The organism is Streptomyces sp. NPDC060031 (assembly GCF_042736805.1).
Lineage (GTDB): Bacteria > Actinomycetota > Actinomycetes > Streptomycetales > Streptomycetaceae > Streptomyces.
On sequence record NZ_JBHWVM010000080.1, the window covers coordinates 13460 to 37367 of the forward strand.

General features: G+C 73.0%; 23 protein-coding genes and 1 pseudogene. 8 read left to right on the top strand and 16 right to left on the bottom strand.

Features of this window, described 5'->3' with window-relative positions; genetic code table 11:
- Window positions 1-16: 16 nt before the first annotated feature.
- Window positions 17-1168, bottom strand: a complete 1152-nt coding sequence (gene efeO, locus ACFWB8_RS28470; RefSeq protein WP_385233111.1) for an iron uptake system protein EfeO — start codon at window positions 1166-1168, stop codon at window positions 17-19.
- A 336-nt stretch (window positions 1169-1504) separates the two neighbouring features.
- Window positions 1505-1615, bottom strand: a pseudogene (locus tag ACFWB8_RS28475) (hemin ABC transporter ATP-binding protein); the annotation flags it as partial.
- Between the two features lie 79 nt (window positions 1616-1694).
- Between ACFWB8_RS28475 and ACFWB8_RS28480 the strand changes: the two are divergent.
- A complete protein-coding gene (locus ACFWB8_RS28480) occupies window positions 1695-2360 on the top strand; it encodes a PhzF family phenazine biosynthesis protein (RefSeq protein WP_385233114.1) in 666 nt (221 codons plus the stop codon).
- Window positions 2361-2450: 90 nt separating this feature from the next.
- Here the strand turns inward: ACFWB8_RS28480 and ACFWB8_RS28485 are convergent, their stop codons facing one another.
- Both ACFWB8_RS28485 and map read right to left on the bottom strand, forming a co-directional pair.
- On the bottom strand, window positions 2451-3098 hold the full coding sequence (locus ACFWB8_RS28485; RefSeq protein WP_385233117.1) for a heme oxygenase (biliverdin-producing): 648 nt from the start codon (window positions 3096-3098) through the stop codon (window positions 2451-2453).
- 136 nt (window positions 3099-3234) lie between these two features.
- Complete coding sequence (gene map / locus ACFWB8_RS28490; RefSeq protein WP_385233120.1) at window positions 3235-4092, bottom strand: type I methionyl aminopeptidase; 858 nt, start codon at window positions 4090-4092, stop codon at window positions 3235-3237.
- Between the two features lie 72 nt (window positions 4093-4164).
- Here map and ACFWB8_RS28495 point away from each other — a divergent pair, with 72 nt between their 5' ends.
- On the top strand, window positions 4165-4401 hold the full coding sequence (locus tag ACFWB8_RS28495) for a hypothetical protein (protein ID WP_385233176.1): 237 nt from the start codon (window positions 4165-4167) through the stop codon (window positions 4399-4401).
- 40 nt (window positions 4402-4441) lie between these two features.
- On the opposite strand, the gene ACFWB8_RS28500 is transcribed toward ACFWB8_RS28495, so the two are convergent.
- Window positions 4442-5047 carry a hypothetical protein gene (locus ACFWB8_RS28500; RefSeq protein WP_385233123.1) on the bottom strand — a complete coding sequence of 202 codons (606 nt, stop codon included), beginning with the start codon at window positions 5045-5047 and terminating at the stop codon, window positions 4442-4444.
- Window positions 5048-5132: 85 nt separating this feature from the next.
- Here ACFWB8_RS28500 and npdG point away from each other — a divergent pair, with 85 nt between their 5' ends.
- A complete protein-coding gene (gene npdG, locus ACFWB8_RS28505; RefSeq protein WP_385233126.1) occupies window positions 5133-5849 on the top strand; it encodes an NADPH-dependent F420 reductase in 717 nt (238 codons plus the stop codon).
- Window positions 5850-6217: 368 nt separating this feature from the next.
- Window positions 6218-6412, top strand: coding sequence for a hypothetical protein (locus ACFWB8_RS28510; RefSeq protein WP_385233129.1), 195 nt, complete (start codon window positions 6218-6220; stop codon window positions 6410-6412).
- Here ACFWB8_RS28510 and ACFWB8_RS28515 read toward each other — a convergent pair.
- Window positions 6409-7209 (bottom strand): site-2 protease family protein, encoded by an 801-nt coding sequence (locus ACFWB8_RS28515; protein WP_385233131.1) that lies wholly within the window; start codon window positions 7207-7209, stop codon window positions 6409-6411. The genes ACFWB8_RS28510 and ACFWB8_RS28515 overlap by 4 nt on opposite strands.
- A 61-nt stretch (window positions 7210-7270) precedes the next feature.
- Here ACFWB8_RS28515 and ACFWB8_RS28520 point away from each other — a divergent pair, with 61 nt between their 5' ends.
- Window positions 7271-10588, top strand: coding sequence for an ATP-binding protein (locus ACFWB8_RS28520; RefSeq protein WP_385233134.1), 3318 nt, complete (start codon window positions 7271-7273; stop codon window positions 10586-10588).
- Window positions 10589-10645: 57 nt separating this feature from the next.
- Here ACFWB8_RS28520 and ACFWB8_RS28525 read toward each other — a convergent pair whose 3' ends face one another.
- From ACFWB8_RS28525 to panB, 3 genes are all read right to left on the bottom strand, one after another.
- Entirely contained in the window at window positions 10646-11491 is an 846-nt protein-coding gene (locus ACFWB8_RS28525; RefSeq protein ID WP_385233137.1) for an ABC transporter permease, read from the bottom strand.
- Window positions 11488-12507 (bottom strand): ATP-binding cassette domain-containing protein, encoded by a 1020-nt coding sequence (locus ACFWB8_RS28530; RefSeq protein ID WP_385233140.1) that lies wholly within the window; start codon window positions 12505-12507, stop codon window positions 11488-11490. The genes ACFWB8_RS28525 and ACFWB8_RS28530 overlap by 4 nt, the downstream gene beginning before the upstream one ends.
- 122 nt (window positions 12508-12629) lie before the next feature.
- Window positions 12630-13487, bottom strand: coding sequence for a 3-methyl-2-oxobutanoate hydroxymethyltransferase (panB, locus tag ACFWB8_RS28535; protein ID WP_385233143.1), 858 nt, complete (start codon window positions 13485-13487; stop codon window positions 12630-12632).
- Between the two features lie 295 nt (window positions 13488-13782).
- Between panB and ACFWB8_RS28540 the strand changes: the two genes are divergently transcribed.
- A complete protein-coding gene (locus ACFWB8_RS28540; RefSeq protein ID WP_385233146.1) occupies window positions 13783-14811 on the top strand; it encodes an endonuclease/exonuclease/phosphatase family protein in 1029 nt (342 codons plus the stop codon).
- A gap of 22 nt (window positions 14812-14833) precedes the next feature.
- Here ACFWB8_RS28540 and ACFWB8_RS28545 read toward each other — a convergent pair whose 3' ends face one another.
- The 4 genes from ACFWB8_RS28545 to ACFWB8_RS28560 all read right to left on the bottom strand — a co-directional run bounded on the left by ACFWB8_RS28545 (window position 14834) and on the right by ACFWB8_RS28560 (window position 20159).
- Window positions 14834-16588 (bottom strand): NAD+ synthase, encoded by a 1755-nt coding sequence (locus tag ACFWB8_RS28545; RefSeq protein WP_385233149.1) that lies wholly within the window; start codon window positions 16586-16588, stop codon window positions 14834-14836.
- Window positions 16589-16677: 89 nt separating this feature from the next.
- Window positions 16678-17790 carry a DUF4352 domain-containing protein gene (locus tag ACFWB8_RS28550; RefSeq protein WP_385233152.1) on the bottom strand — a complete coding sequence of 371 codons (1113 nt, stop codon included), beginning with the start codon at window positions 17788-17790 and terminating at the stop codon, window positions 16678-16680.
- Between the two features lie 131 nt (window positions 17791-17921).
- Window positions 17922-19577 (bottom strand): multicopper oxidase family protein, encoded by a 1656-nt coding sequence (locus tag ACFWB8_RS28555; protein ID WP_385233155.1) that lies wholly within the window; start codon window positions 19575-19577, stop codon window positions 17922-17924.
- 90 nt (window positions 19578-19667) lie between these two features.
- Window positions 19668-20159 carry a hypothetical protein gene (locus ACFWB8_RS28560; protein WP_385233158.1) on the bottom strand — a complete coding sequence of 164 codons (492 nt, stop codon included), beginning with the start codon at window positions 20157-20159 and terminating at the stop codon, window positions 19668-19670.
- 71 nt (window positions 20160-20230) lie between these two features.
- On the opposite strand from ACFWB8_RS28560, the gene ACFWB8_RS28565 reads away from it, so the two are divergent.
- Both ACFWB8_RS28565 and ACFWB8_RS28570 read left to right on the top strand, forming a co-directional pair.
- The gene (locus tag ACFWB8_RS28565; protein ID WP_385233161.1) at window positions 20231-20935 is read left to right on the top strand and encodes a DUF998 domain-containing protein; all 705 of its coding nucleotides are present in this window, start codon (window positions 20231-20233) and stop codon (window positions 20933-20935) included.
- Complete coding sequence (locus tag ACFWB8_RS28570) at window positions 20932-21819, top strand: alpha/beta fold hydrolase (RefSeq protein ID WP_385233164.1); 888 nt, start codon at window positions 20932-20934, stop codon at window positions 21817-21819. Before ACFWB8_RS28565 ends, ACFWB8_RS28570 begins: the two co-directional genes overlap by 4 nt.
- Here the strand turns inward: ACFWB8_RS28570 and ACFWB8_RS28575 are convergent.
- The 3 genes from ACFWB8_RS28575 to ACFWB8_RS28585 all read right to left on the bottom strand — a co-directional run bounded on the left by ACFWB8_RS28575 (window position 21804) and on the right by ACFWB8_RS28585 (window position 23761).
- Window positions 21804-22223 carry a CBS domain-containing protein gene (locus ACFWB8_RS28575; RefSeq protein ID WP_385233167.1) on the bottom strand — a complete coding sequence of 140 codons (420 nt, stop codon included), beginning with the start codon at window positions 22221-22223 and terminating at the stop codon, window positions 21804-21806. The two genes, ACFWB8_RS28570 and ACFWB8_RS28575, sit on opposite strands and share 16 nt — an antisense overlap.
- A gap of 171 nt (window positions 22224-22394) precedes the next feature.
- Window positions 22395-23105 (bottom strand): DUF305 domain-containing protein, encoded by a 711-nt coding sequence (locus ACFWB8_RS28580; RefSeq protein ID WP_385233170.1) that lies wholly within the window; start codon window positions 23103-23105, stop codon window positions 22395-22397.
- Window positions 23102-23761 carry a DUF3105 domain-containing protein gene (locus ACFWB8_RS28585; RefSeq protein WP_385233173.1) on the bottom strand — a complete coding sequence of 220 codons (660 nt, stop codon included), beginning with the start codon at window positions 23759-23761 and terminating at the stop codon, window positions 23102-23104. Before ACFWB8_RS28585 ends, ACFWB8_RS28580 begins: the two co-directional genes overlap by 4 nt.
- Window positions 23762-23908: the final 147 nt, after the last annotated feature.

The following is a 23908-nucleotide window of genomic DNA, read 5'->3' on the forward strand; positions in this document are numbered from 1 at the left end:
TGCTCGACTTCTGCCGTTACTTCGCGACCGCGGCGGCAAGCTTCGAGAGCGGCTCGGCCAGCGCGTTGACGCCGTCCGACAGCTCCTTGCGCTCGGTCTCGCCGACCTTGTCGTAGGCGGTGAACTCGTAGCCCGTCTTGTCGGCGCGGTACTTGTCCAGCAGCGTGTTCAGCGCCGCGAACTGGGTGTCGAGCTGCTTGACCAGCTCGGCGTCGTTCTTCGTGGCGACCGGCTTGAGCAGCTCGTAGGACTTCTGCGCGCCCTCGACGTTGGCCTTGAAGTCGACCAGGTCGGTGTGGGAGTAGCGCTCCTCCTCGCCCGTCACCTTGCCGGTGGCGACCTCGTCGAGGAGCTCCTTGGCGCCGTTGGCCATGGAGGTCGGGGTGATCTCGGCCTGGCCGACCTTCTTCTGCCAGTCGGTGAGGTCCGCGATCAGGGTGTCGGCGAGCTTCTTCTCCGCGTCACCGATCTTGCCGTCCTGGAACAGCGCCTTCTCCAGGCGGTGCCAGCCGGTCCAGTCCTTCGCCGGGTCCTGGCCGGCCTCCAGGCCGTCCTCGCGGACGTCTACCTTCGGGTCGATGTCGCCGAAGGACTCGGCGACCGGCTCGGTGCGCTCCCAGCCGATGCGGGAGGGGGCGTAGGCCTTCTTCGCGGCCTCCAGGTCGCCCGCCTTGACGGCGTCGGCGAAGGCCTGCGCCTTCGGCAGCGTCTCGTCGGCCTGCTCCTGCACGTACTTGCGGTACGCGGCGACCGCGGCGTCCGCCTCGGGGGAGCGCTTCTCGGCGGCGCCCTGGCCGGTGGCCTTGACCTTCTGGCGGATGCCGTCACCCTGCATGCCGGGCTTGCAGACGACCTCGTAGTCACCGCCCTTGATCTCGGCGGTGATGGCGGCCTTGGTGCCGGGGCCGATGTTCTCGCGCTCGGTGACGATCCGGCCGTCGGGGAAGAGGACGTAGAGCTCGGTGACCTTGGAGCCCTTGTTCTCGACCTCGAACTGCACCTTGCCCGCCGGGAACTCCTTCGAGGAGACCTCGCACGCGCTGTCGGAGGCCGCCACACGGATCGTGCCCGAGCCGCCGGCGTCGTTCTTCTCGGCGCAACCGGTGAGCGCGGTGAGCGCGGCCACCACGGAGGCGGCGGCGACGACGGTGAGGCGGGCGGGGCGCATAGGGGGCTCCTGGGCGTCGGACGAGGGGGCCGTCCCAAGGGGGAGAGGCCAGTGAGGCGGACCTAACTTAACCGAGGCTTACCTGACCCATCCCCACTCGTCCAGTGATTCAGCGCACACCTGGTACCGGCGGACACGGAGCCGTCACGGCCCACCCATGGAGAGCCCATGGCCAGGTCAAGAGCAGGTCAAGTCGCCGGTCGCCGTGCCCTGGGGTGGAACGGGTGCTTCCGGCCGCGTCGCTTCCCTGTGGTGCTTCCCGTGTCGCTTCCTGCGTCGCGCACGGGAACCATCAGCGGCGTTCCCGTGCCCGGGTGTGGGAAGACCTCCACCGGCGTCCGCCTCGGCGTACGGGGTGCCCGCCCAGGGGGCCCGGCCCATCCGTACGACGTCCTCCACCGGAAAAGGGAACGGCAGTGCGGCCGGCTGGGGGAGTGCCGAGCGCTTTCCGGGGCCGGCGCGGGCGCCGTGTTCCTCGCGCGCAGGCGCCGCACCGACCTGGTCCGAGCCGTGCTTGAATGCCCGCGTGAACGATCTCGACGTCCTCAAGGTCTTCTGCGCGGGTGACGGCCGGTTCGGCAACCTGCTCGGTGTCGTACGCGACGGCCGGACCTGCCCCGACGACCGGTCGCGGCAGGAGCTGGCCGCCGAACTCGGCTACAGCGAGACGGTGTTCGTCGACGACCCCGAGCGCGGGGTCGTCGACATCCGCACCCCCGGCACGCGGATGTCCTTCGCCGGTCATCCGCTGGTCGGGGTCGCCTGGTTGCTCGACATCGAGGAGCTGCGGCCGCCGGCCGGCTCCGTATGGGCGCGCGACGACGGAGAGTTCACCTGGATCACCGCCCGCCCCGAGTGGGTCGAGGGCAAGCGCACCCAGCAGTACGCCAGCGTCGCCGAGGTCGAGGCGCTGCCCGCCCCGCCGCCCGGCGAGGGCTGGCTGTACGCCTGGGCCTGGGAGGACGAGACCGCGGGCCGGGTACGGGCCCGCGGCTTCCCGCGCCGCCCCGACGGGGTCATCGCCGAGGACGAGGCCACCGGCTCGGCGGCGATCCTGCTGACGGCCCAGCTGAACCGCGCCCTGAACATCACCCAGGGCGCCGGCTCCCAGATCCTCACCGCCCCCGGCCCCGACGGCACGGTGGAGATCGGCGGCCGAGTCCGCTTCGCCCCGGGCCGCGGCCTGGCCTGAGCGGCAGGGTCCACCGGGGCGCGACGGCGAAGGCCCGGCCCGGTGCGCTCCGCGCCGGACCGGCCCTTGCCGCACACCTCCCCGGAGGGGCTACGCGCTGAGCGGGAACCGCTCGCCCAGCTCGCGGAAGACCGCCCCGTTGTAGTCGAAGGCGCGCTTGCACTCGTCGATGATGCGCTGCTTCTCCAGGTCGTCCGCGGCCACCGCGTCCAGCAGCTCGCGGTAGGTCCGCTTGAAGGCCGCCGGGTTGGAGATGTCCGCGAAGACGTAGAAGCGGACGCCGTCGCCCTTGCGCTCGAAGCCCCAGGTCCGCTCGGCCTTGTCGCGGATGATCTGGCCGCCGGAGAGGTCGCCGAGGTAGCGGGTGTAGTGGTGGGCGACGTACCCGCCCGGCCACCGGGCTGCGCACTCGGCCACGCGGGCGGCGTACGCCTCGGTGGCGGGCAGTGCCACGACGGTCTCGCGCCACCCCGCGCCCAGCAGGTGCGCGAGGTCCCGCTCGATCTCGGCGACGCGCATCAGCTCGGGCCGGATGAACGGCCCGGCCACCGGATCGTCCCGGAGGGACTCGGCGGCGTCCTCCAGGGCCCGGTAGACGAACCACAGCTGCTCGGTGTAGCGCGCGTACGCGTCCACGCCGAGCCGGCCGCCGAGGAGGTCGCTCATGAAGGTGGAGGTCTCGGCTTCGGTGTGCTGCTCGTGCGACGCGACACGGATGGCGGTGGAGAAGGCGTCCAAGGCGGACCTCCGAAGGAAGGGGAGACAGGCGTGGCGGCACCGCCGCCACACCTGATCTTCTTGCTTAGGTTTGCCTAAGTCAATGTGTTCCCGACGCCTTGTCGGTAAAAGATGCCGGCCCCGCTCCGGCCGGGCCCTACGGGAGCGTGAGGATCTCCGCCCCGGTGTCCGTCACCACCAGTGTGTGCTCGAACTGCGCGGTGCGCTTGCGGTCCTTCGTGACGACCGTCCAGCCGTCCTCCCACATGTCGTACTCGTGGGTGCCCAGGGTCAGCATCGGCTCGATGGTGAAGGTCATCCCGGGCTCGATGACGGTGGTGGCGTGCGGGTTGTCGTAGTGCGGGATGATCAGGCCGGAGTGGAAGGACGAGTTGATCCCGTGGCCGGTGAAGTCCCGGACCACGCCGTAGCCGAAGCGCTTCGCGTACGACTCGATGACCCGGCCGATGATGTTGATCTGGCGGCCCGGCTTGACGGCCTTGATGGCCCGGTTCAGGGCCTCGCGGGTGCGCTCCACCAGCAGCCGCGACTCCTCGTCCACGTCACCGCACAGGTACGTGGCGTTGTTGTCGCCGTGCACCCCGCCGATGTACGCGGTCACGTCGAGGTTCACGATGTCGCCGTCGCGCAGGACGGTCGAGTCGGGGATGCCGTGGCAGATGACCTCGTTGAGCGAGGAGCACAGGGACTTGGGGAAACCGCGGTAGCCGAGCGTGGAGGGGTACGCACCGTGGTCGCACATGTACGCGTGGGCGACCCGGTCCAGCTCGTCGGTGGTCACCCCCGGCGCGATGAGCTTGGCGGCCTCTTCCATCGCCTGGGCGGCGATCCGGCCGGCGATGCGCATGGCCTCGATGGTCTCGGCCGTCTGCACCTCCGGTCCGGTGTACGGAGTGGGCGCGGGCTTGCCCACGTACTCGGGCCGGCGGATGTTTCCGGGAACGGAACGGACGGGAGAAAGCTCGCCTGGTACGAGCAGCGACTGGCCAGACATGCAAGCGAGTGTATCCAGCGGGGATGGGGCAGCATGGCGGCAGAGAGCGGTAACGAGAGGAGCCTGACGGCGATGGCCCTGTTCAAGAAGCGACAGGTGGGCAAAGCGGGCGAGTGGTACTACTGCCTGGTCCACAAGAAGGTCGAGGAGGGGCCCGAGTGCCCCGCCAAGGACCGCTTCGGCCCGTACGAGACGCCCGCGGAGGCGGCGCACGCCATGGAGACGGCGCAGGAGCGCAACCTCGAATGGCAGAACGACCCCAAGTGGAACGACAAGTCCCGCGAGGAAGACGAGGGCGCCGCGCCCTAGCGGTCCGCGTCCGCGGCCGTGGCGGGGGCGGCGGCCCCGGCTACCAGCGGCTGGGCGGCGGCGCGGTCAGCTGATCGGCCAGCCGTGCCAGCCGGTCCCGCAGCCCGCGCGGCCCGCGCTGCGCCGGCAGGCCGTTCTCCCCGGCCGCCGCGCTGACCAGGTGCTGCACCGTGTCCAGGTCCAGCTCGGCGGAGCCCTCCGGTACCGACAGCGCGTCGTGCGCGAGCGTCCCCAGATCCGGATCCCCGCCGTCCAGTGACAGTACGGTCGCCCCCGCGCGGCGGGCGTCGTGGACCCGCTGGAGCAGACCCTCCCCGGGCCGCTGCGGAGCCACCACCAGCAGGGTGTGCCCGCGCCGGGCCGCCTCCAGCCTGCTCAGCCCGACCGACAGGTGCGGCGGCGCCCCCGGCAGCACCCGGTGGCGTACGAGCGTGGGCGCCAGCTCGGGCAGTCCCGACCAGGCGGCTTCGTCCACCAGGTGCGCCGCCAGGTGCCAGGGCTCGTACTGCGGGGTGCCGACGAGCAGCAGACTCCCGCCGGACGGCACGACGGAACGCCGCAGCGAGCCGGCGAAACGCCGCGCGGCGCCCGGCCACTCGGTACCGGCCAGCACCTCGCGCAGCAGCGCGACCCTCACCGCATCCATACCGGCATCCTGCACCATGCAACGGACATAAGGGAGCGGTTCCCCGCTCTTCGACTGTGCGGTACTCGGCAGTACTCTCGCCCCCATGACCTCCACAGACAGCACGCAGCAGCCCCCCGCCAAGGCGCCGGCCAAGGATCCGTGGGACCTGCCGGACGTCTCCGGCCTCGTCGTCGGCGTCCTCGGCGGTACCGGCGACCAGGGCCGGGGCCTCGCCTACCGGCTCGCCCGGGCCGGCCAGAAGGTGATCATCGGCTCCCGCGCCGCCGACCGCGCGCAGAGCGCCGCGGACGAACTGGGCCTCGGCGTGGAGGGCGCGGACAACGCCGAGTGCGCGCGCCGCAGCGACATCGTCATCGTCGCGGTGCCGTGGGAGGGCCACGCCAAGACCCTGGAAGCGCTGCGCGATGACCTCGCGGGCAAGCTCGTGGTGGACTGCGTCAACCCGCTGGGCTTCGACAAGCAGGGTGCGTACGCCCTCCAGGTCGAAGAGGGCAGCGCGGCCCAGCAGGCCGCAGCCCTCCTCCCGGACTCCCGCGTGACGGCGGCCTTCCACCACCTGTCGGCGGTCCTGCTCCAGGACGAGTCGATCGACGAGATCGACACCGACGTGATGGTCCTCGGCGAATCCCGCGCCGACACCGACCTGGTCCAGGCCCTGGCCGCCCGCATCCCGGGCATGCGCGGCGTCTTCGCCGGCCGCCTGCGCAACGCCCACCAGGTCGAATCCCTCGTCGCCAACCTGATCTCCACCAACCGGCGCTACAAGGCCCACGCCGGCCTGCGCATCACGGACGTCTGACCTGTCTGACCTGTCTGACCCGTCCGGTCCGGCCGCTCGGCGGGCCGGACCGGCGGGACGGGCTCAGCCCCGCCGAAGATAACGCCGTCTCCACGCTCGCGTCGTCGACGGAGAAGCCGACGAGCGGTTCGCCGGAGCGGTCCGCGACCGGCATCCGCAGGTCGTCGAGTTTTGGACCGAGTGCGCCGGGCTGTCGTTCCGGCGCACGAAAGGGGCGGCACGCCCCCGGCGGAACCGTGACGGGGCGCCCCGGTGAGATCAGGCGAAGAGGGAAAACCGCCGGGCCGAATCCTTTACGGCGGCACTGCGGGGCATGGGGGACACTGGAGGAGCTCGACCCGTTCCAGTGCCCCCGAGGAGTTCCTTCCATGCCGCGCCTTGCCGTGTTCGCCATCGCCGTCTGCGTCCTCGCCACCGCCGCCGCCGTGGTCGCCTTCGTGGAGGGCAGCTTCCTGGGGATCGTCTGGGTGCTCATGGCGGGCGTGACGTCCAACATGGCGTGGTTCTACCTGCGCAAGGCCAAGGCGCAGAAGGCGGCCGGGGCCGCCCGCAGCGCGGGTTAGGCCGCCGGGACCGCGCAGAAGCCGTTGGTGTCCTGCCAGAAGCGGTAGAGGTCGCGGCCGCAGTACGTCTCCAGGTCGCTCACGCCCAGCGCGGACAGGATGCCGTTCACCGCGTCGAAGAAGTACGCGTTGACCTCCGGGATCCACAGCAGCGCGAACACGGCGATCAGGCCGAAGGGGGCCAGCGGCGCCACCTCGCGCCGGACCCGGTACGAGAGCCACGGCTCTATGACGCCGTAGCCGTCCAGGCCCGGCACCGGCAGGAAGTTCAGGATCGCCGCCGAGACCTGGAGCAGCGCGAGGAAGGCGAGCGCGAAGCGGAACGGCGCCGGGACCCCGTCCAGGGCGTGCAGCCAGAACGGGGCCGTGCACACCACCGCGAAGGCGACGTTCGTCAGCGGGCCCGCCGCCGAGATGAGGCTGTGCTTCCAGCGGCCCTGGATCCGGTCCCGCTCGATGTAGACCGCGCCGCCGGGCAGGCCCAGCCCGCCCATGATCACGAAGAGCACCGGCAGGACGATGCTGAGCAGCGCGTGCGTGTACTTCAGCGGATTCAGCGTCAGGTAGCCCTTGGCGCCGACCGACAGGTCACCGCTGTGCAGTGCGGTGCGGGCGTGCGCGTACTCGTGCAGGCACAGCGAGACGATCCACGCCGAGGTGACGAAGAGGAAGACGGCGAGCCCCGTGCTCGTCGAGTAACCCGTCCACACGGCCCACCCGGTGACCGCCATGACGGCGGCGATGCCGAGGAATACGGAACTGATCTGCCGCTCGCCGCGGCTGCCCTGGTGACCCATGCCGCGAAACCTATCCCGGGCGCGGGGCCGGACGGGGTCCGGGGCCGGGGACAATGGGCCGGTGCGCTACGTGATTCTCGGCACTGCCCAGGCCATCCGCGACGACGGCACCCCCGTCGCCGTCGGAGGAGCGCGCCTGCGCGCGCTCCTGACCGCGCTCGCCCTGCGTCCGGGGCGCGCGGTGCCGGCGCCGCTGCTGGTCGACCAGGTGTGGGACGGGGATCCGCCGGCCGACGGCGTGGCCGCGCTCCAGGCGCTGGTGGCGCGGCTGCGCCGGGCACTGGGGCACGCGGCGGTGCGTTCCGAGGAGGGCGGGTACGTCCTGGCCGCCGCCCGGGAGGACATCGACCTGTACCGCTTCGAGAGCCTCGCCCGCTCCGCCGCCGCCGAGCCGGACCCGGCCCGCTCCGCCGCCCGCTACGACGAGGCCCTCGCGCTGTGGCGCGGCCCGGCGCTGGCGTCCCTGCCCGACCCGGCGGCGGAGGCCGCGCGCTGGGAGGCCGTACGGATGGACGCGCGCCGGGGCCGTCTGGAGGCGGCCCTGGCCCTGGGCGAGGCGGAACCGGCCCTGCCGGAGCTGGCCGCGCTGTGCGCGCAGCAGCCGCGGGACGAACCCCTGCAGGCCCTGCGCATCCGCGCGCTGCGGGACGCGGGCCGCCCGGCGGAGGCGCTGGCCGCGTACGAGGAGGTCCGGCGCGACCTCGCCGACCGCCTGGGCACCGACCCGGGACCCGCACTGCGCGCGCTGCACGCGCAGCTCCTGGCCCCCGCGCCCGCAGCCCCGGCCCCGCTCCCGGCTCCGAAGGCGACGGCCCCCGCCCCCGTACCGCCCGGGCAGGGCAACCTGCGGGCCCGCCTGACCACGTTCGTCGGACGCGAGGAGGACATCCGGGTCATCGGCGACGACCTGGCGCGGGCCCGGCTCGTCACCCTGCTCGGCCCCGGCGGAGCCGGCAAGACCCGCCTCTCCCAGGAGGCCGCCGAGGCCCACGCCGCCCAAGCCCACGTCCCCGACCGCTGGCCCGACGGGGTGTGGCTCGTAGAGCTGGCCCCCGTCGACGATCCCGAGGACGTCGCCGAGGCGGCGCTCGCCGCGCTCGGCGCGCGCGAGACCAAGCTGCGCGGCGCCTCCGCCGAGGAGCTGCGGGCACTGACCGACCGGAGCGGGGACGAGCCGCTCGACCGGCTCGCCGAACACTGCGCGCGCCGCCGCCTCCTGCTGCTGCTCGACAACTGCGAGCACGTCATCGGCGCCGCCGCCGAGCTCGCCGAACGCCTCCTCACCCACTGCCCCGGCGTGCAGATCCTGGCCACCAGCCGCGAACCCCTCGGCGTACCCGGGGAGTCGCTGCGCCCGGTGGAACCGCTGCCCGACCCGGTCGCGCTGCGGCTCCTCGCCGACCGCGGGGCCGCCGCCCGCCCCGGGTTCGCCGTGGACGACGACCCGGCCGCCGCCGCGGAGATCTGCCGCCGCCTCGACGGACTGCCCCTGGCGATCGAGCTGGCGGCCGCCCGGCTGCGCCTGCTCACCCCGCGCCAGATCGCCGACCGGCTCGACGACCGCTTCCGCCTCCTGACCGGCGGCGCCCGTACCGTCCTGCCCCGCCAGCAGACCCTGCGCGCCGTCGTCGACTGGTCCTGGGACCTGCTCGACGAACCCGAACGGGCCGTACTGCGCCGGCTGTCCGCCTTCGCGGGCGGCTGCGACCTCGCGGCCGCCGAGGCCGTCTGCGCGCAGGGCCACCCGGAGGCCTGGGAGGTCGCCGACGTGCTCGGCTCCCTCGTCGACAAGTCCCTCGTCGTCGCCACCCCGGACCCCGACGGCACCGGCATGCGCTACCGGCTGCTGGAGACCGTCGCCGAGTACGCCGCCGCCCGCCTCGACGAGGCCCCCGGCGACCGCGCCGCCACCGAGCGCCGCCACCTCGTGCACTACCGGGAACTGGCCCGTACCACCGAGCCGTTGCTCCGCGGCCACGGCCAGCGCGCTGCCGCCGACCGGCTCGCCACCGAGTACGAGAACCTGCGTACGGCCCTGCGGCACGCCGTCGCCGCCCGCGACGTGGGCGAAGTGCTGTGCCTGGTCCACTCGCTCGTCTGGTACTGGCAGATGCACGACCTGCGCGTGGAGTCCCGCCACTGGTCCAACGCGGCCGCGACCCTGGGGCCCGACCCCTTCGCGCCGCCGTTCGTCCCCGCCGAGCCCGTCCACGAGCCGCTCGTCGCCTCGCCCCCGCCCTACAGCGGCGAGCAGCTCACCGAGGCCTGGCGCGGTGTGCAGATGATCCGGCTGGCCGCCCGCGACCAGAACAGCGACAACTGGAACACCCCGGAGGTCCGGGCCCAGGTCGACGGCATCCTCGCCACCTACGGCCCGGGGCTCCCGCAGACCTGCCGGACCCCCGCCGCGCTGTGGATCTACGCCGTCATGATCGCCGGTGACCCCGGGCTGCTCCAGCGCGTCGTGGACGACACCGTCGACACGGCCCGCGCGCTCGGCTACCGCTGGGAACTCGCCTCGGCCCTCCAGCTCCGCGCCAACATCCTCGCCAACCGCGCCGACTGGGCCGGCGACGCCGCCCGCGACGCGGACGAGAGCCTGGCCGCCTTCCGGGAGATCGGCGACGACTGGGGCTGCGCCGAGGCGCTCTCCGCGCGCGCCGAGGCCCACGAGAAGCGCGGCCGGTACGGCCTGGCCGCCCAGGACTACCGGGCGGCGATCGAGCACGCCGAACGCCTCGGCGCGAAGGCCCAGGTGACGGTGTTGCGGGTGCGGATGGCCGGGACACTGGCGGAGAGCGGCGGGTACGAAGAGGCCGAGGAGATCCTCACGGAGATCGTCGGCACGGTGGCGCAGTACGGCAACGAGGCCATGCCCGCCGCGCGGATGTTCCTCGCCGGCATCCTCGGCCGCAGCGGCCGCATCCCCGAGGCCCGCCTCCACATCAAGGCGCTGCGCGAGGAGTTCGCCTTCGGCGCGTACTCCGTGTTCGACGCCTTCCTGCTCGCCACGCTGGCCTGGCTGGAGAACCGGGACGGCAGGTACGAGGAGGCGCTGGCGCAGATCAGGGAGGCCTCGGCCACCGTCCAGGACCCGCTGACGCTGATGGTCGCCCAGCAGATGCCGGCCCTGCACCTGCTGTCGGCGGCCGTCGCCCGCGCCTCGCTCGGCGGCCCGGAACAGGCGCGGACGGCCGCGCGGCTGATCGGCGCCTACGAGGTCCACCTGCCGCCCGGGCACTACAAGGTGATCACGGAACGCGAGGACGTCGCCCGGGCCGAGGAACTGGCCCGGACGGCGCTCGGTGATGCCGTGTACGAGGCGGCGCACGCCGAAGGCGGCGGCCTCACCCTGGAGGAGGCCACCGCCCTCATCTGACCCGGCCCCCCGTGCGGGGCCCGTCCCGGGACGCGATCCGGAGCGGACCGTCCCGGATCAGGTCTTCTGGCGGAACTTCCGTACCGCGAGCGGCATGGTGACCGCCGTGATGGCAACGGACCAGGCCAGCGTCATCCACACGGAGTTCCCGACCGGCGTCCCGTTGATCAGGGCGCGGGCCGCGTCGGCCAGGTTCGACAGAGGGTTGTAGTCCGTGAAGTTCTGCAGCCAGCCCGGCATCGTGGACGGCTTGGCGAAGATCGAGCTGCCGAACTGCAGCGGCATCAGGACCAGCATCGCCATGCCCTGGACGGCCTGCGCGGTCTTCATGGTGAGACCGAGCAGGATGAAGATCCACATCAGGGATGCGCCGAAGACGACCGACAGGCCGATGGAGAAGAACAGGTCCAGCACGGAGCCCTGGATCGACAGGCCGAGTATGAAGCCGACACAGAGCAGGATCGCGATGGCGACCAGCATCCGACCGACCTCGACGACGATCTTGGCCAGCAGGACGGACGACCGGGCGATCGGCATGGACCGGAAGCGGTCCATCACGCCCTTCTTGAAGTCGTCGTTGACACCGGTGCCCACCGCCATGGCGATGTTCATGCCCATCATGGCCATGAGGCCCGGAACCAGGTAGCTGACGTACTCGCCCTGGTTCCCCTTGCCGGCGACGGCGCCGCCGAAGACGAACACGAACAGCAGCGTGAAGATGATCGGCATGAACAGGACGTCGAACATCGACTCCGGGTCCTGCTTGATCTGCAGGGTGTTGCGGCGCACCAGCGCGCCGATGTGCCGCAGGTTGGCCCGCAGGCCGATCCGGCCCTCGCCGACAGGGTGGACCCCCGCCGCAGGGGCCGCGGTGTCGGGCTTCGTCGTGGTTACGGTGCTCATGCCGCGACCTCCTCGGTCCGCTCGGTGGGGATGGAGTCCTCTACGGAGGGCTTCTGGCCGGTGATGGACAGGAACACCTCGTCGAGGCTGGGCAGGTAGGTGCCGAGGTCGGCGATCGCGTACCCGCGGGCGGCCAGCAGGCCCACCACGGCGGTCAGCTGCTCGTCGCTCAGGATCGGCACCAGCAGGACGCCCTCGTCCGGCACCGCCTGGGAACCGGCGACCCCGTCCAGCCCGGCCTCCGCCAGGGAGCGGGCCATGCCCGGCAGGTCGCGGGAGTCGGCGGGGCGGATCTTCAGGGTCCGGCCGCCGACCCGGGCCTTCAGCTCGTCGACCTTGCCGCTGGCGATGACCTTGCCGCGGTCGATGACCGTCAGCTCGCTCGCGAGCTGCTCGGCCTCCTCCATGTACTGGGTGGTGAGCAGGACGGTGGCCCCCTCGGCGACCATCCGCTGCACCTCGTCCCACACCTCGTTGCGGGTACGGGGGTCCAGGCCGGTGGTCGGCTCGTCCAGGTAGAGCACCGCCGGGCGGCCGATCATGGATGCGGCCAGGTCGAGCCGGCGGCGCATGCCGCCGGAGTAGTGCATCGCGGCCTTCTTCGCGGCTTCGGTGAGGGAGAACCGCTCCAGCAGCTCGTCGGCGCGCGACCGGGCGTCCTTGCGGGACAGGTCGAGCAGCCGGCCGATCATGTAGAGGTTCTCCCAGCCGGAGAGCTTCTCGTCGACCGAGGCGTACTGGCCGGTCAGGCCTATGGTGCGGCGCAGCTGCCGCGGCTGGCGGACCACGTCGTACCCGGCGACGGTGGCCGTGCCGGCGTCCGGGATCACCAGGGTGGACAGGCAGCGCACGAGGGTGGTCTTGCCGGCGCCGTTGGGCCCGAGGACCCCGAGGACGGTGCCCTCGCGGACATCGAGGTCGACACCGTCGAGGGCCTTGGTCTCGCCGTAGTGCTTGACCAGCCCCCGCACCTCAACGGCATTGGGGTTCTTGTCGTTTCGCGTCATGTCCACCATGGGACCAGCCGTCACTGACAACCCGCCGACAAATGACCGACAGCCGACCGACAGCCGGCCGACGGGCAGCGGACAGCCCGCCGGCCACAGGGGTCGGCGGGCTGTCCGAGCCACTCACCGGATCAGTGGAAGGCGTGCTCTTCCTGCGGGAACGTTCCGCCGACCACGTCCTCGGCGAAGGCCTTCGCCGCGTCGCCCATGGTCTTGCGGATGTTCGCGTACTGCTTGACGAAGCGCGGCAGCTTCCCGCTGGTCAGCCCCATCATGTCCGTCCACACCAGCACCTGCGCGTCGCACTCCGAGCCCGCGCCGATGCCGACCGTCGGAATGTGCAGGGACCGGGTGACCTCGGCGGCCAGCTCGGCCGGCACCAGCTCCAGCACCACCGCGAAGGCGCCCGCGTCCTGCGCCGCCTTGGCATCGCGCAACAGCTGGTGCGCGGCCTCGTCGCCGCGGCCCTGCACCCGGTAGCCCATGGCGTTCACGGACTGCGGGGTCAGGCCCAGGTGGGACATGACGGGGATGCCGGACTGCACGATCAGCTCGGTCTGGGCCAGCGAGCGCTCGCCGCCCTCCAGCTTGACCGCCCCGACCCCGGCCTCCTTGACGAGGCGGGTGGCGCTGCGCAGCGCCTGGACGGGGCCTTCCTGGTACGAGCCGAACGGCAGGTCACCGATGATCAGGGCCCGGCTGGTGCCCCGTACGACGGCCGCCGACAGCAGGGTCATCTCGTCCATCGTGACCGGGACGGTGGTCTCGTAGCCGAGGTGACAGTTGCCCATCGAGTCGCCGACGAGCATGACCGGGATGCCGGCCTCGTCGAAGACCGACGCGGTCATCGCGTCGTAGGCGGTGAGCATGGGCCACTTCTCGCCGCGCTCCTTGGCGAGGGTGAGGTCGCGGACGGTGATGCGCCGGGTGCCCGAGCCTCCGTACAGGGTGGGGGAGGCTTCGCGGGCAGGCGAAACGGCAGGCGTCATTGCAACTGCTCCTTGTGTCATCTCGAGGCGCCCTCACGGCGTCCCCGGACTCACCCACCATGGTGGCACTCGTCCGGCCCGGGGCGGAAGTGCCGCGAGGACCGGTTCGTCACACTCCTGGCCCGCCCCAGGGCTGCGCGAGGAAATGTGCGCGTTTCGTGACAAGCGGAACTGCATCCGCATGGCCGTTCGTCCTCCCGGACGTACGGCCGGGACAAACGGCACGGAAGGCTCCGCTCATCGCCTAGGGTCAAGGGGCGGGAACGGAGCGCGAGCACGGCAGTGAGGGCAGGGCATGGCACAGGCGTACATGACGGAAGCGGGGAACGGCGGCTCGGAGCCCGAGCCCTCCGGATCCCCGTTCCGGCGCCGACTGGCCGAACTGAAGCGCGACCGGGGCATCTGGCGCCGCGGGCTCGTGCTGACGGGCCTCGCCGCGCTGCTCTCGCTCGTCATGATCTTCCACGCCGATCTGCCCAACGACGTGGGCAACCTCGGCAGCCTCACCGAGACCTTCCTGCCCTGGCTGGGCCTGGCCGTCCCGGTCCTGCTGGTCGCCGCCGTGATCCGCAAGTCCGCCACCGCGCTGATCGCGATACTGCTGACGGCCGCCGTCTGGGTGAACCTCTTCGGCGGCCTGGTCACCGACAAGTCCGGCTCCGGCGGCAACCTCACGGTAGCCACGCACAACGTCGACGCCGACAACACCGACCCGCGCGGCACCGCCGAATCGATCGGCAGGTCCGGCGCCGACATCCTGGCCCTGACCGAGCTCAAGGGCAGCGCCGTCCCCGTCTACGAGAAGGCCCTGGCGGCCACGTACAAGTACCACTCGGTCGAGGGCACGGTCGGCCTGTGGAGCAGGTTCCCGCTGACCGCCAGCCAGCCGGTCGACATCCGGATGGGCTGGACCCGGGCCATGCGCGCCACCGTCGCCACCCCGCACGGCCAGGTCGCCACCTTCGTGGCCCACCTGCCCTCGGTACGGGTCAAGCTGAACGCCGGCTTCACCGCCAACCAGCGCGACAACAGCGCCGACGCGCTGGGCGCCGCGCTGGCCGCCGAACCGCTGAAGAAGGTTCTGCTGCTCGGCGACCTCAACGGCACCATGAACGACCGCGCGCTGTCCGAGGTCACCTCGCAGATGCGCTCGACCCAGGGCGCGGCGGGCGACGGCTTCGGCTTCAGCTGGCCCGCGCAGTTCCCGATGGCCCGCATCGACCAGATCATGGTCCGCGGCATCAAGCCGGAAGCCTCCTGGACCCTGCCCCGCACGGGCAGCGACCACCTCCCGGTCGCGGCCCGCCTCACGGTCAAGCCGTAGGCAGGGGCCGAGGCGGGGGGCGTTACGCCCGCTCGCGCCAGCCGTTCGTGATCGGCAGGCGGCGGTCCTTGCCGAAGCCCTTCGCGGAGATCTTCGTGCCCGGCGGGTACTGGCGGCGCTTGTACTCCGCCGTGTCCACCATGCGCAGGGTCTTCGCGACCAGCTCGGGGTCGAAGCCGGCCGCGACGATCGACTCCAGCCCCTGGTCGCGGTCCACGTACATCGCCAGGATCGCGTCCAGGACGGGGTAGTCCGGCAGTGAGTCCGTGTCCACCTGGCCCGGGCGCAGCTCGGCGCTCGGGGGCTTGACGATCGAGTTCTCGGGGATCGGCGGGGTCTCGCCGCGCTCGGCCGCCGCCCGGTTGCGGTACTCGGCCAGGCGGAAGACGTCCGACTTGTAGACGTCCTTGATCGGTCCGTACGCGCCCACGGAATCGCCGTACAGGGTGGAGTAGCCGACGGCCAGCTCCGACTTGTTGCCCGGGGCCAGCACGATGTGGCCCTCCTGGTTGGACAGCGCCATCAGCATGGTGCCGCGTAGCCGGGACTGGAGGTTCTCCTCGGCCAGACCGGTCAGGCCCAGCGAGCCCATGTACGCGTCGAACATCGGCTCGATCGGCACGGTCCGGAAGTTCAGGCCGGTCCGCTCGGCGAGGTCGGCCGCATCGCCCTTGGAGTGGTCCGAGGAGTACTTCGAGGGCATCGAGATGCCGTACACGTTCTGCGCGCCGATCGCGTCGCAGGCGATGGCGGCGACGAGCGCGGAGTCGATGCCGCCGGAGAGTCCGATCAGGACCGAGCGGAACCCGTTCTTCCGGACGTACGCGCGCAGCCCCACGACCAGCGCGTCATAGACCTCCTCGTCGTCGTCGAGGCGGTCGGCGTAGCCGCCGGTCACGACCGGCTCGTACGGCTCCACCGGCTCCTCGGAGAGGATCACCCGGTCGATGCGCAGCCCGTCGTCGACGGTGCCCCCGGGGGCGTCGGCGCAGGCGCCCGGCAGGTCCAGGTCCACGAGGACGCAGCCCTCGGAGAACTGCGGCGCGCGCGCGATGACCCCGCCGGAGCCGTCGACCACGATCGAGTCGCCGTCGAAGACCAGCTCGTCCTGGCCGCCGATCATCGCCAGGTAGGCGAGGGTGCAGCCGGCCTCCTGGGCGCGCTTGCGGACCAGTTCCAGGCGCAGGTCGTCCTTGTTGCGCTCGTACGGGGAGGCGTTGATCGAGATCAGCAGCCCGGCTCCGGCGGAGCGGGTGGCGGGCACCCGCCCGCCCTCCTGCCAGAGGTCCTCGCAGATGGCCAGGGCCACGTCCACGCCGCGCACCCGGATGACCGGCTGGGTGTTGCCGGGTACGAAGTAGCGGAACTCGTCGAACACGCCGTAGTTGGGGAGGTGGTGCTTGGCGAAGCGCAGCACGACTTCGCCGCGGTGCAGCACGGCGGCCGCGTTCTCGGGGGAGCCGGCCGGGCGGCCGAGCCGGGGCGCGGCCTTCTCGGTGCGGTCGAGGTAGCCGACGACGACCGGCAGCTCGCCGAACCCCTCGGCCGCCAGCCGCCGCGCGAGCTCGCGCAGCGCGGCCCGGGATGCGTCGACGAAGGAGCCGCGCAGGGCGAGGTCCTCGACGGGGTACCCGGTCAGCATCATCTCCGGGAACGCCACCAGGTGGGCGCCCTGCTCGGCGGAGTGCCGGGTCCAGTGGACGACCGAGTCGGCGTTCGCGGCGATGTTGCCGACGTGCGAGTCGATCTGATTCAGCGCGAGGCGAAGTTGAGGCACGGGAGCAGTCTAATCGTCTTTCTGACGCGATGTCCTGGGTCCCGGCCCTTTCGGTGCGGCAGTTCGGGACGCTTCGGGGCAGCCAGGGGTCAGCCGATCGCGCCCGTGTACTTCACGGCGGGCAGCAGGCCGCCGGGAGTGATGTCCGCGGTGACCTCCTCGGTGCCCTCGGGGACCTCGAAGGCGACGACCCCGCTGGCCGACGCGCCCGGCAGGATGTCACCGCTGATCATCTTCGGCACGCTGCCGTCGAAGACGGGCTTCGCGGTCATGCCGTCGGCGGCGCGGAGGTTGGGCAGGGCGTAGATCACGTTGATGGTCCGGGGCGAGTCGTTGGTGATCGTGACGGTCGTCTGCACCGCGTTGCCGACCTTCGCGTACTGGTTCTTCGTGACGTACTTCTCCGGCTTCGACAGGCTCACCTTGACGCCGTCGGGATACGTGAACGTCTCGCCGAACGGCAGTGCGCTGGTCAGGCCGGGGACCTGGGAGGGCGACGGCGACGGCCTCGGAGCCGGCCTGGTGGTCGGCAGCCCGGGGTGGTCCTCGTACTCCTCGATGCCCTGCCGGTACTCGCGGTCGAGGCGCCGGTCGATCCGGTCGAAGACGGCGCCGGTGAGGAAGTAGCCGCCGACCGATGCGCCGAGCCCGAGGACGGCGAGGCCGGTGCCGACGACGGCCATCGTGCCGCGCGGGGCGCCGGAGCGGGAGCGGACGACGGCTCCGATGCCGATGCCGATGCCGATGACGGCCAGGAGGCCGCCGAACCAGAAGACGACGGGGATCGGGCCGATGGCCAGGCCCAGGAGCCCGAGCACCAGCGCGGCGACGGCCAGGCCGTTGGTGTTCTGCGGCGCCGGGTAGCCGTACGGCGCCCCGGCCCAGTCGGGCCCGGGCGGGGGCCAGGCGCCGCCGGGGGCGGCGGGGGCGGCGGGGGTCGCGTACGGGTCGGCCGGAGGGGCGGGGGCCACGGGGGCGAACGGGGCCGGATCCGGGGCGGGCGCGGGCTCCGGAGTGGCGGTGGTCGGGGGCCCGGCGGCCGGTGCCGGTTCCGGCGCGGGCCCGGCCGCCTGGGCCGTCGGCTTTTCGAGCGAGGGGGAGTCCGCCGGGGCCGGTATGGAAGGCGTCTCGGGGGCGGGGGCGCCCGCAGGGTCCGCCCGTGGTCCGGGCGGGGTGCTGGGCGGGTTCGGCGGGGTGCTCATACCGGGCGGAGTCCTCGTGTGTCAGGTGGTGCGGGTGCGTGATGATCACCACCCTGTCATGTCACGGCGCGTGCCCGCCCGCGGTTTCCGGCCCGGCGCGCGCCGCGCCGCGCCGGACCGGTCGTCGCGCGCTAGCGCTGGTAGCCGAGGACCGTCATCATTCCGGCCGCGGAGTGGTACACGTTGTGGCAGTGCAGCATCCACAGCCCGGGGTTGTCGGCGTCGAAGTCCACCGTCAGGGCCCCGTTCGGCAGGATCACCGCGGTGTCCTTGCGGGCGCCGCCGGCCCCCGCGCCGAGGGCGAAGGTGTGCCCGTGCAGGTGCAACGGGTGCCACATCGCCGTGGAGTTGGTGAACTCCAGCCGGACCCGCTCGCCCGCCTTCACCGCGAGCCGCCGGTCCGCCGCGTACGGCTTGCCGTCGAAGGCCCAGTCGTACGCGGCCATCCCGCCGGTGAGTCTGATCCTCACCGTACGGTCCGGCTCGCGCTGGGTGAGCGCCACCGGTTCGGCGGCCTTCAACCCCTCCGCAGTCAGCGGCCGCCCGGACAGCTCGGCGGGCCGGGTCGCGGCGGTGGGCGCCGTACCCGAACCGGTGCGCAGCAGCGCGAGCGCCGAGCGGCCCTTGCCCTCCGCGAGCGCGGTGAGCGGGAACACCCCGTCCCCGGCGGTGACCAGGACGTCGTACCGCTCGCCCATGCCCAGGAGCAGGGAGCGGGTGGTGACGTGCTCCACCGGGTAGCCGTCGGTGTGGGTGACCGTCAGCTCGTGGCCGCCCAGCGCGATGCGGAAGGCGGTGTCCCCGCCCGCGTTGACGATCCGCAGCCGGATCCGCTCGCCGGGGCGCGCGGTGAAGACCGAAGGGTCCTCGGGGGTCCGGCCGTTGACGAGGTAGTGGGGGTGGGCGACGTCGCCCGCGTCCTTGCCGAGGACGTCGCTGTCCGCGCCCATGAGGGCGCGCGAGGGGCCGCCGGCGCCCGGGGCGGGCGCGGAGCGGGAGCCGTGCCCGGCGTGACCGCCCGTGCCCGCACCCGAACCCGTACTCGTGCCCGCGCCCATGCCCTTGCGGAGCTCGGCGAGCACGGCGTCCGGGGTGGAGCCGTCGACCCCGTCGAGCCAGTCGTCCAGGACCACCACCCACTCCTTGTCGTAGGAGAGCGGCTCCTTCGGGTCCTCGACGATCAGCGGGGCGTACAGCCCGCGGTCCTGCTGGACCCCGGAGTGCGGGTGGAACCAGTACGTCCCCGGGTGCGGGACGGCGAAGCGGTACGTGAAGGAGCCACCCGGGGCGATGTCCGGCCGGGTCAGCCCCGGGGCCCCGTCCATGTCGTTGCGCAGCGCCAGGCCGTGCCAGTGCAGGGAGGTGGGCTCGGGGAGGTGGTTGGCCAGGGTCAGGGCGAGGGTCCCGCCCGCGGTGACCCGTACCTCCTGGCCGGGGAGCCTGTCCCCGTACGCCCACGAGCGCACGGAGAGGCCGCCGCCGAGGTCGAGCGCGGTGGCGGTGGCCGTGAGCCGGGCCTCGGTGAGCGGGCCGGTGGCCCGGCGGGCGGCCTCGGCGGCCCGTACCTCGGGGCCGGCCGGGTCGACGTAGCCGCCGGGCGCGGCGGGGGCCCCGCCGTGGTCCCCGGAGCCGTGGTCCATGCCGGCCATGCCGGAGCCGCCGGAGCCGCCGGAGCACGCGGCGAGCAGCCCGGAGCCGGCGAAGGCCGCGGCGGCGCCGAGGACGGCGCGGCGGGCGGGGAGAGCGGGCGGGGCGGGCGGGGTGTGGGGAGCGCGGAACGAGCGCATGGTGGAGCACCTCGTGGCTGTGTGGTGCGGGCAGGTGGGCGCCGTCTGCCGCCGCCCCGCGGGCATGCGGGGGCGACAGCGGGGCCCGTCCTATACGCGCAGCACCGCCAGCCGGGTGAGGAGTTCGCGGGGCGGCGGCGGGTCGGGGCCGCCGGACCGGCCCGGCGCGCGGGCCGCGCCCCCGAGCGGCGCGGCACGGCGCGGGCCGGCCAGTCCGGCTCCGAGGACCAGCAGGGTGAGCGCGGCCAGTACGGCGAGACAGACCGACATGGGGTCCATGCCGGTGCCGGTGCCGGTGCCGGTGCCGGTGCCGAGGCCGAGGCCGGTGCCGGACAGGAGCGCCCCGGCGGCTGTGTGGTCCGCGACGGCGGCCGGGGTGCCGGAAGCACCCCCGTCGTGGTCCGGCGCGTGCGCGGCGGTCCGGGCAACGAAATGGCCCGCGGGCGCGTCCTCCATGGCGTGCCCCCGCGCCGGATGACCCAGCGTGTGCATGGTCACGATGCCCAGCAACAGAGCGGCGAGCAGCAGCGGCCGGGGCCACCGGACGGCTCGTCGCTCGGTACGCAGGGCAGGGCGCTTCATACGGCAAACCCTACCCGGGGTGGGTATCCAATCGTAGGACCGGCCCCGCCGTGTTTAGGATTAGTCACACTATGTCCACTGTGTCCATCACCTCGCGCGGCGGCAGTGCCCCGGTCGCCGTCCTCATCGGCCTCGGCGCCGCCGCCTACACCGCGTGGGTGCTCGAAGTCGTGTTCTCCACCGGCCTCAACCCCATCGAGACGTACGTCAGTGAGCTCGCCGCCCAGGACCAGCCGCTCGGCGGCCTCTTCCGGGCCACCGACTTCACCGCCGGACTCCTCGCCTTCCTCGGCGGCGCGCTGGCCCTGCTGAGACTGGTCCGGCGCCCCGAGTCCCGCCGCCCCTGGGCCGTCGCCGGCTGGGCCGGCGTCACCCTCTTCGGCGCGGCCACCGCCGCCGACGCCTGGCTGCCGCTGAGCTGCACGCCCACCGCGGACCCCGAATGCGCGGCCCGGGAGACCGCCGGTCTGGTCCCCGCCACCCACCAGGCCCATGCCGTCAGCAGCAGCCTCGCCATGACCGGCGCGCTCGTCGGGATAGTGGCCCTCACGGTCGCCGCCCGCCGCTACGGCTGGTTCGCCCCGCTCGCCCGCTACGGCCCCGCGCTCGTCGCCCTCGAACTGCTCGCCACCGCCTGGACCCTGTCCGCCATCGCACTGTTCACCGCCGGGCGCGGCACCTGGGCGCTGGGCGCCGGGCAACGGCTCCAGGTGCTGTTCGTGGCGTTGTGGCTGGCGCTGCTCGCGTACTCCGTGCACAAGGAGCGCCGTACGTGACGCCCGAGGACGGCTTCGTCCGGGTGGGCGGGGTCCCGCTGCACGTGGTCGTCGAGGGCCGGGGGCCGGTGGCCGTGCTCAGTGCCGGGCTCGCCATGGCCTGGTTCGACTGGGACCGCGTCGCGGCGCTGCTCGCCGCCGAGGGCCGTACCGTCGTCCGCTTCGACCGCCCCGGACACGGCCTGAGCGGCCCGGCCGCCGTGGCGCCGAGCGCCGCCGGGGAGGCCGACCGGATCGCCGGGCTGCTGGACGCGCTGGGCCTGCCCGGCCCGGTGACCGTGGCCGGGCACTCCATCGCCGGGTTCCACGCCGAGGCCTTCGCCCGCCTGTACCCGGAGCGCACCGCCGCCGTGGTGCTGGTCGACGGCAGCGTGGAGGAGGCCCCGCGCGTCCTGCTGCCCGCAGGGCTGCGCACCGGGGCCGCCCGCGCGGCCGGCCGGGCACTGACCGCCGCCGGACTGCCGGCCGCGCTGGGACCACTGGCCCGGCGGGCCACCGTACGACTCTCCCGCACCGGCGGCGCCGACCCGGCCGCGCGGGACCTCGTACGCCGCTGCTACCGCACCGGCCGGGTCTGGCGCGGCGCCCTGCTGGAGAACTCCCGCTACCTCGACGTGGCCGCCGAGGTGCTGGCCCTGCGCCGGACCCACCCGCTGACGGCCCCCGCCACCGTCCTCGCCGGATACGACGGCTCCGCGCGCGGCTCCGCCCTGCGCTGGCTCGCCCGCCAGGGCGACCTGGCCGGCCTGCTCGGCGCCCGCTTCGAGGTCGCCGAGCCCGCGGGGCACCTGGTCATGCTGGACCGCCCGCACCAGGTGGCACGGGCGGTCCTCGAAGCAGCTCCGCCTGGCGAGGGGCCGGGGCGGGGTCAGCCCTTCGCGTAGACCTTCTCGGCCCAGCCCGCTATCTGTTCCTCCGAGAGGTGCCGGGCCAGGTCCGACTCGCTGATCATGCCGACCAGCCGCTTGTCCTTGATCACCGGGAGCCTGCGGATCTGGTGGCTCTGCATCTCCTCCAGCACCTCGTCCACGCCCGCGTCCGCGTCGATCCAGCGCGGGGTGCCCTTGGCCATATCGCCGGCCGTGATCTTCGACGGGTCGTGGCCCTTGGCCACACAGCCCACCACGATGTCGCGGTCGGTCAGGATGCCGCAGAGCCGTTCGGTGGAGTCGCTGATGGGCAGTGCGCCCACATTGAGCCGGCTCATCAGCTGAGCGGCCCGGTCCAGGGTCTCGGTGGCGGGGATCCACTGGGCCCCGGGGTGCATGATGTCTCCGGCGGTGGTCATCGCGTCAACCTCCTGAGCGCGCCGTGGCGACCGGGCGCGGTTGCGCCGGCCCCGGCGCCTCCATCGTCGTTGCGCCATTCGGCGCACGCGACTCCAGACGGGCGAACGCACGCCCGTACGGGTGACCGTCACCGGTGACCGTACGGGCGTGTTCCGGGGTGTCCGGCCAGGTCAGGCGCGCGGCGCCGCCCCGCGCTGCGTCAGCATGTCGGCCATCAGGGTGAGCTCCGACTGCTGCGCCGCCACCATGCCCTGCGCCAGCGCCCGCTCCGGCGGGGTCTCGCACTGGGTCGCGCAGCCCTGGGCCATGGCGACGCCGCCCTTGTGGTGGTCGCTCATCAGCTGGAGGTAGAACACCTCCGCCTCCCGGCCGTCCAGGGTGGCGAGCCGCGCGAGCTCCTCCTTGGTGGCCATGCCGGGCATCAGCGCGCCGGGCTTGGCGCCCTGCGCCCCGGTGCCGCCACCGCTCCCGTGCCCGTCACCGTGCCCGTCCCCGTGTCCGGCGTGCTCGCCCCCGGTCCCCATCCAGGACATCGGCGGCTCGTCGGCCAGCACCTTCGGCAGCCCCCACAGGTCCAGCCAGCCCAGCAGCATGCCGCGCTGGTTGGCCTGGGTGTTGGCGATGTCGTACGCGAGGCCGCGCACCGCCTCGTCCTTGGTGCGGTCGCGCACGACGAAGGACATCTCCACCGCCTGCTGGTGGTGCACCGCCATGTCCCGGGCGAAGCCGGCGTCCGGCGAGTAGAGCCCCGGCGCACGGGACGACGTACCGGAACCACCCGCGCCGCTGTCGCCGCCGCTCGCGGTGGCGACCGTGGCCCCCACGGCGAACAGCAGCGCGGCGCCGACGGCCGCGCCCGCGGCCCAGTACGTACGGCTCACTTCTCGGCCAGCCCGTTCGTGCAGGCCGCGCCCGGCTCGGGGGTCTGCTGGCCCTGCACGTACCGGGTGAAGAACTGCGCGACGCGGGGGTCCGCCGCGTTGTCCACGGTCAGCTGCTTGCCCCAGGCGCTGAGCATGATCGCGCCGGCCTGCTCCTTGTCCGGGCTCATCAGCGTGTACGGGGTCTTGCCCACCGTCTCGGCGAGCTTGTCGAGGTCGGCCTTGGCGGCCTTCTCGTTGTACGTCACCCAGACCGCGCCGTGCTCCATCGAGTGCACGGCGTTCACCTCGGGGATCGGGTTCTTGTAGACGTCGCCGTTGCAGTTCATCCAGCGGGGGCTGTGGTCCCCGCCGACGGGCGGGTTCATCTCGTACTTCACGGGGGTCTCGACGTGGTTGCGGCCCAGCTTCTTGGCGTCCCAGGTCTGCTCGCCGTTGACCGGGGCCTTGCGGGCCGCCGCCTCGGCGTCCTTCTTGTCCTGCTGGTCGATCATCACCCACGCGCCGAAGCCGATGAGCCCGGCGACGACGGCCGCCGAGACGGTGATCGCGACGGCCTTGTTGCGCCGGTCGCGTGACTGGTCGGCGCGGCGCATCTCGGCTATGCGCGACTGACGGGGGTTGTTGTCTGCATTCCTGCTGGACTGGCTGCCCATAGTGCCCTGTTTCCTTCTGCTGAGGTGAGGGGTTCGAGGAGAGGTGTGACGGCGGCGCCGGACCCGTCAGGTCCGCAGGACTTGGAGGGCGTACAGGTCGGGGGCGCGCGCGAGGGTCCCGGCCGGGCGGCCGCGCCCCGCGGGCGC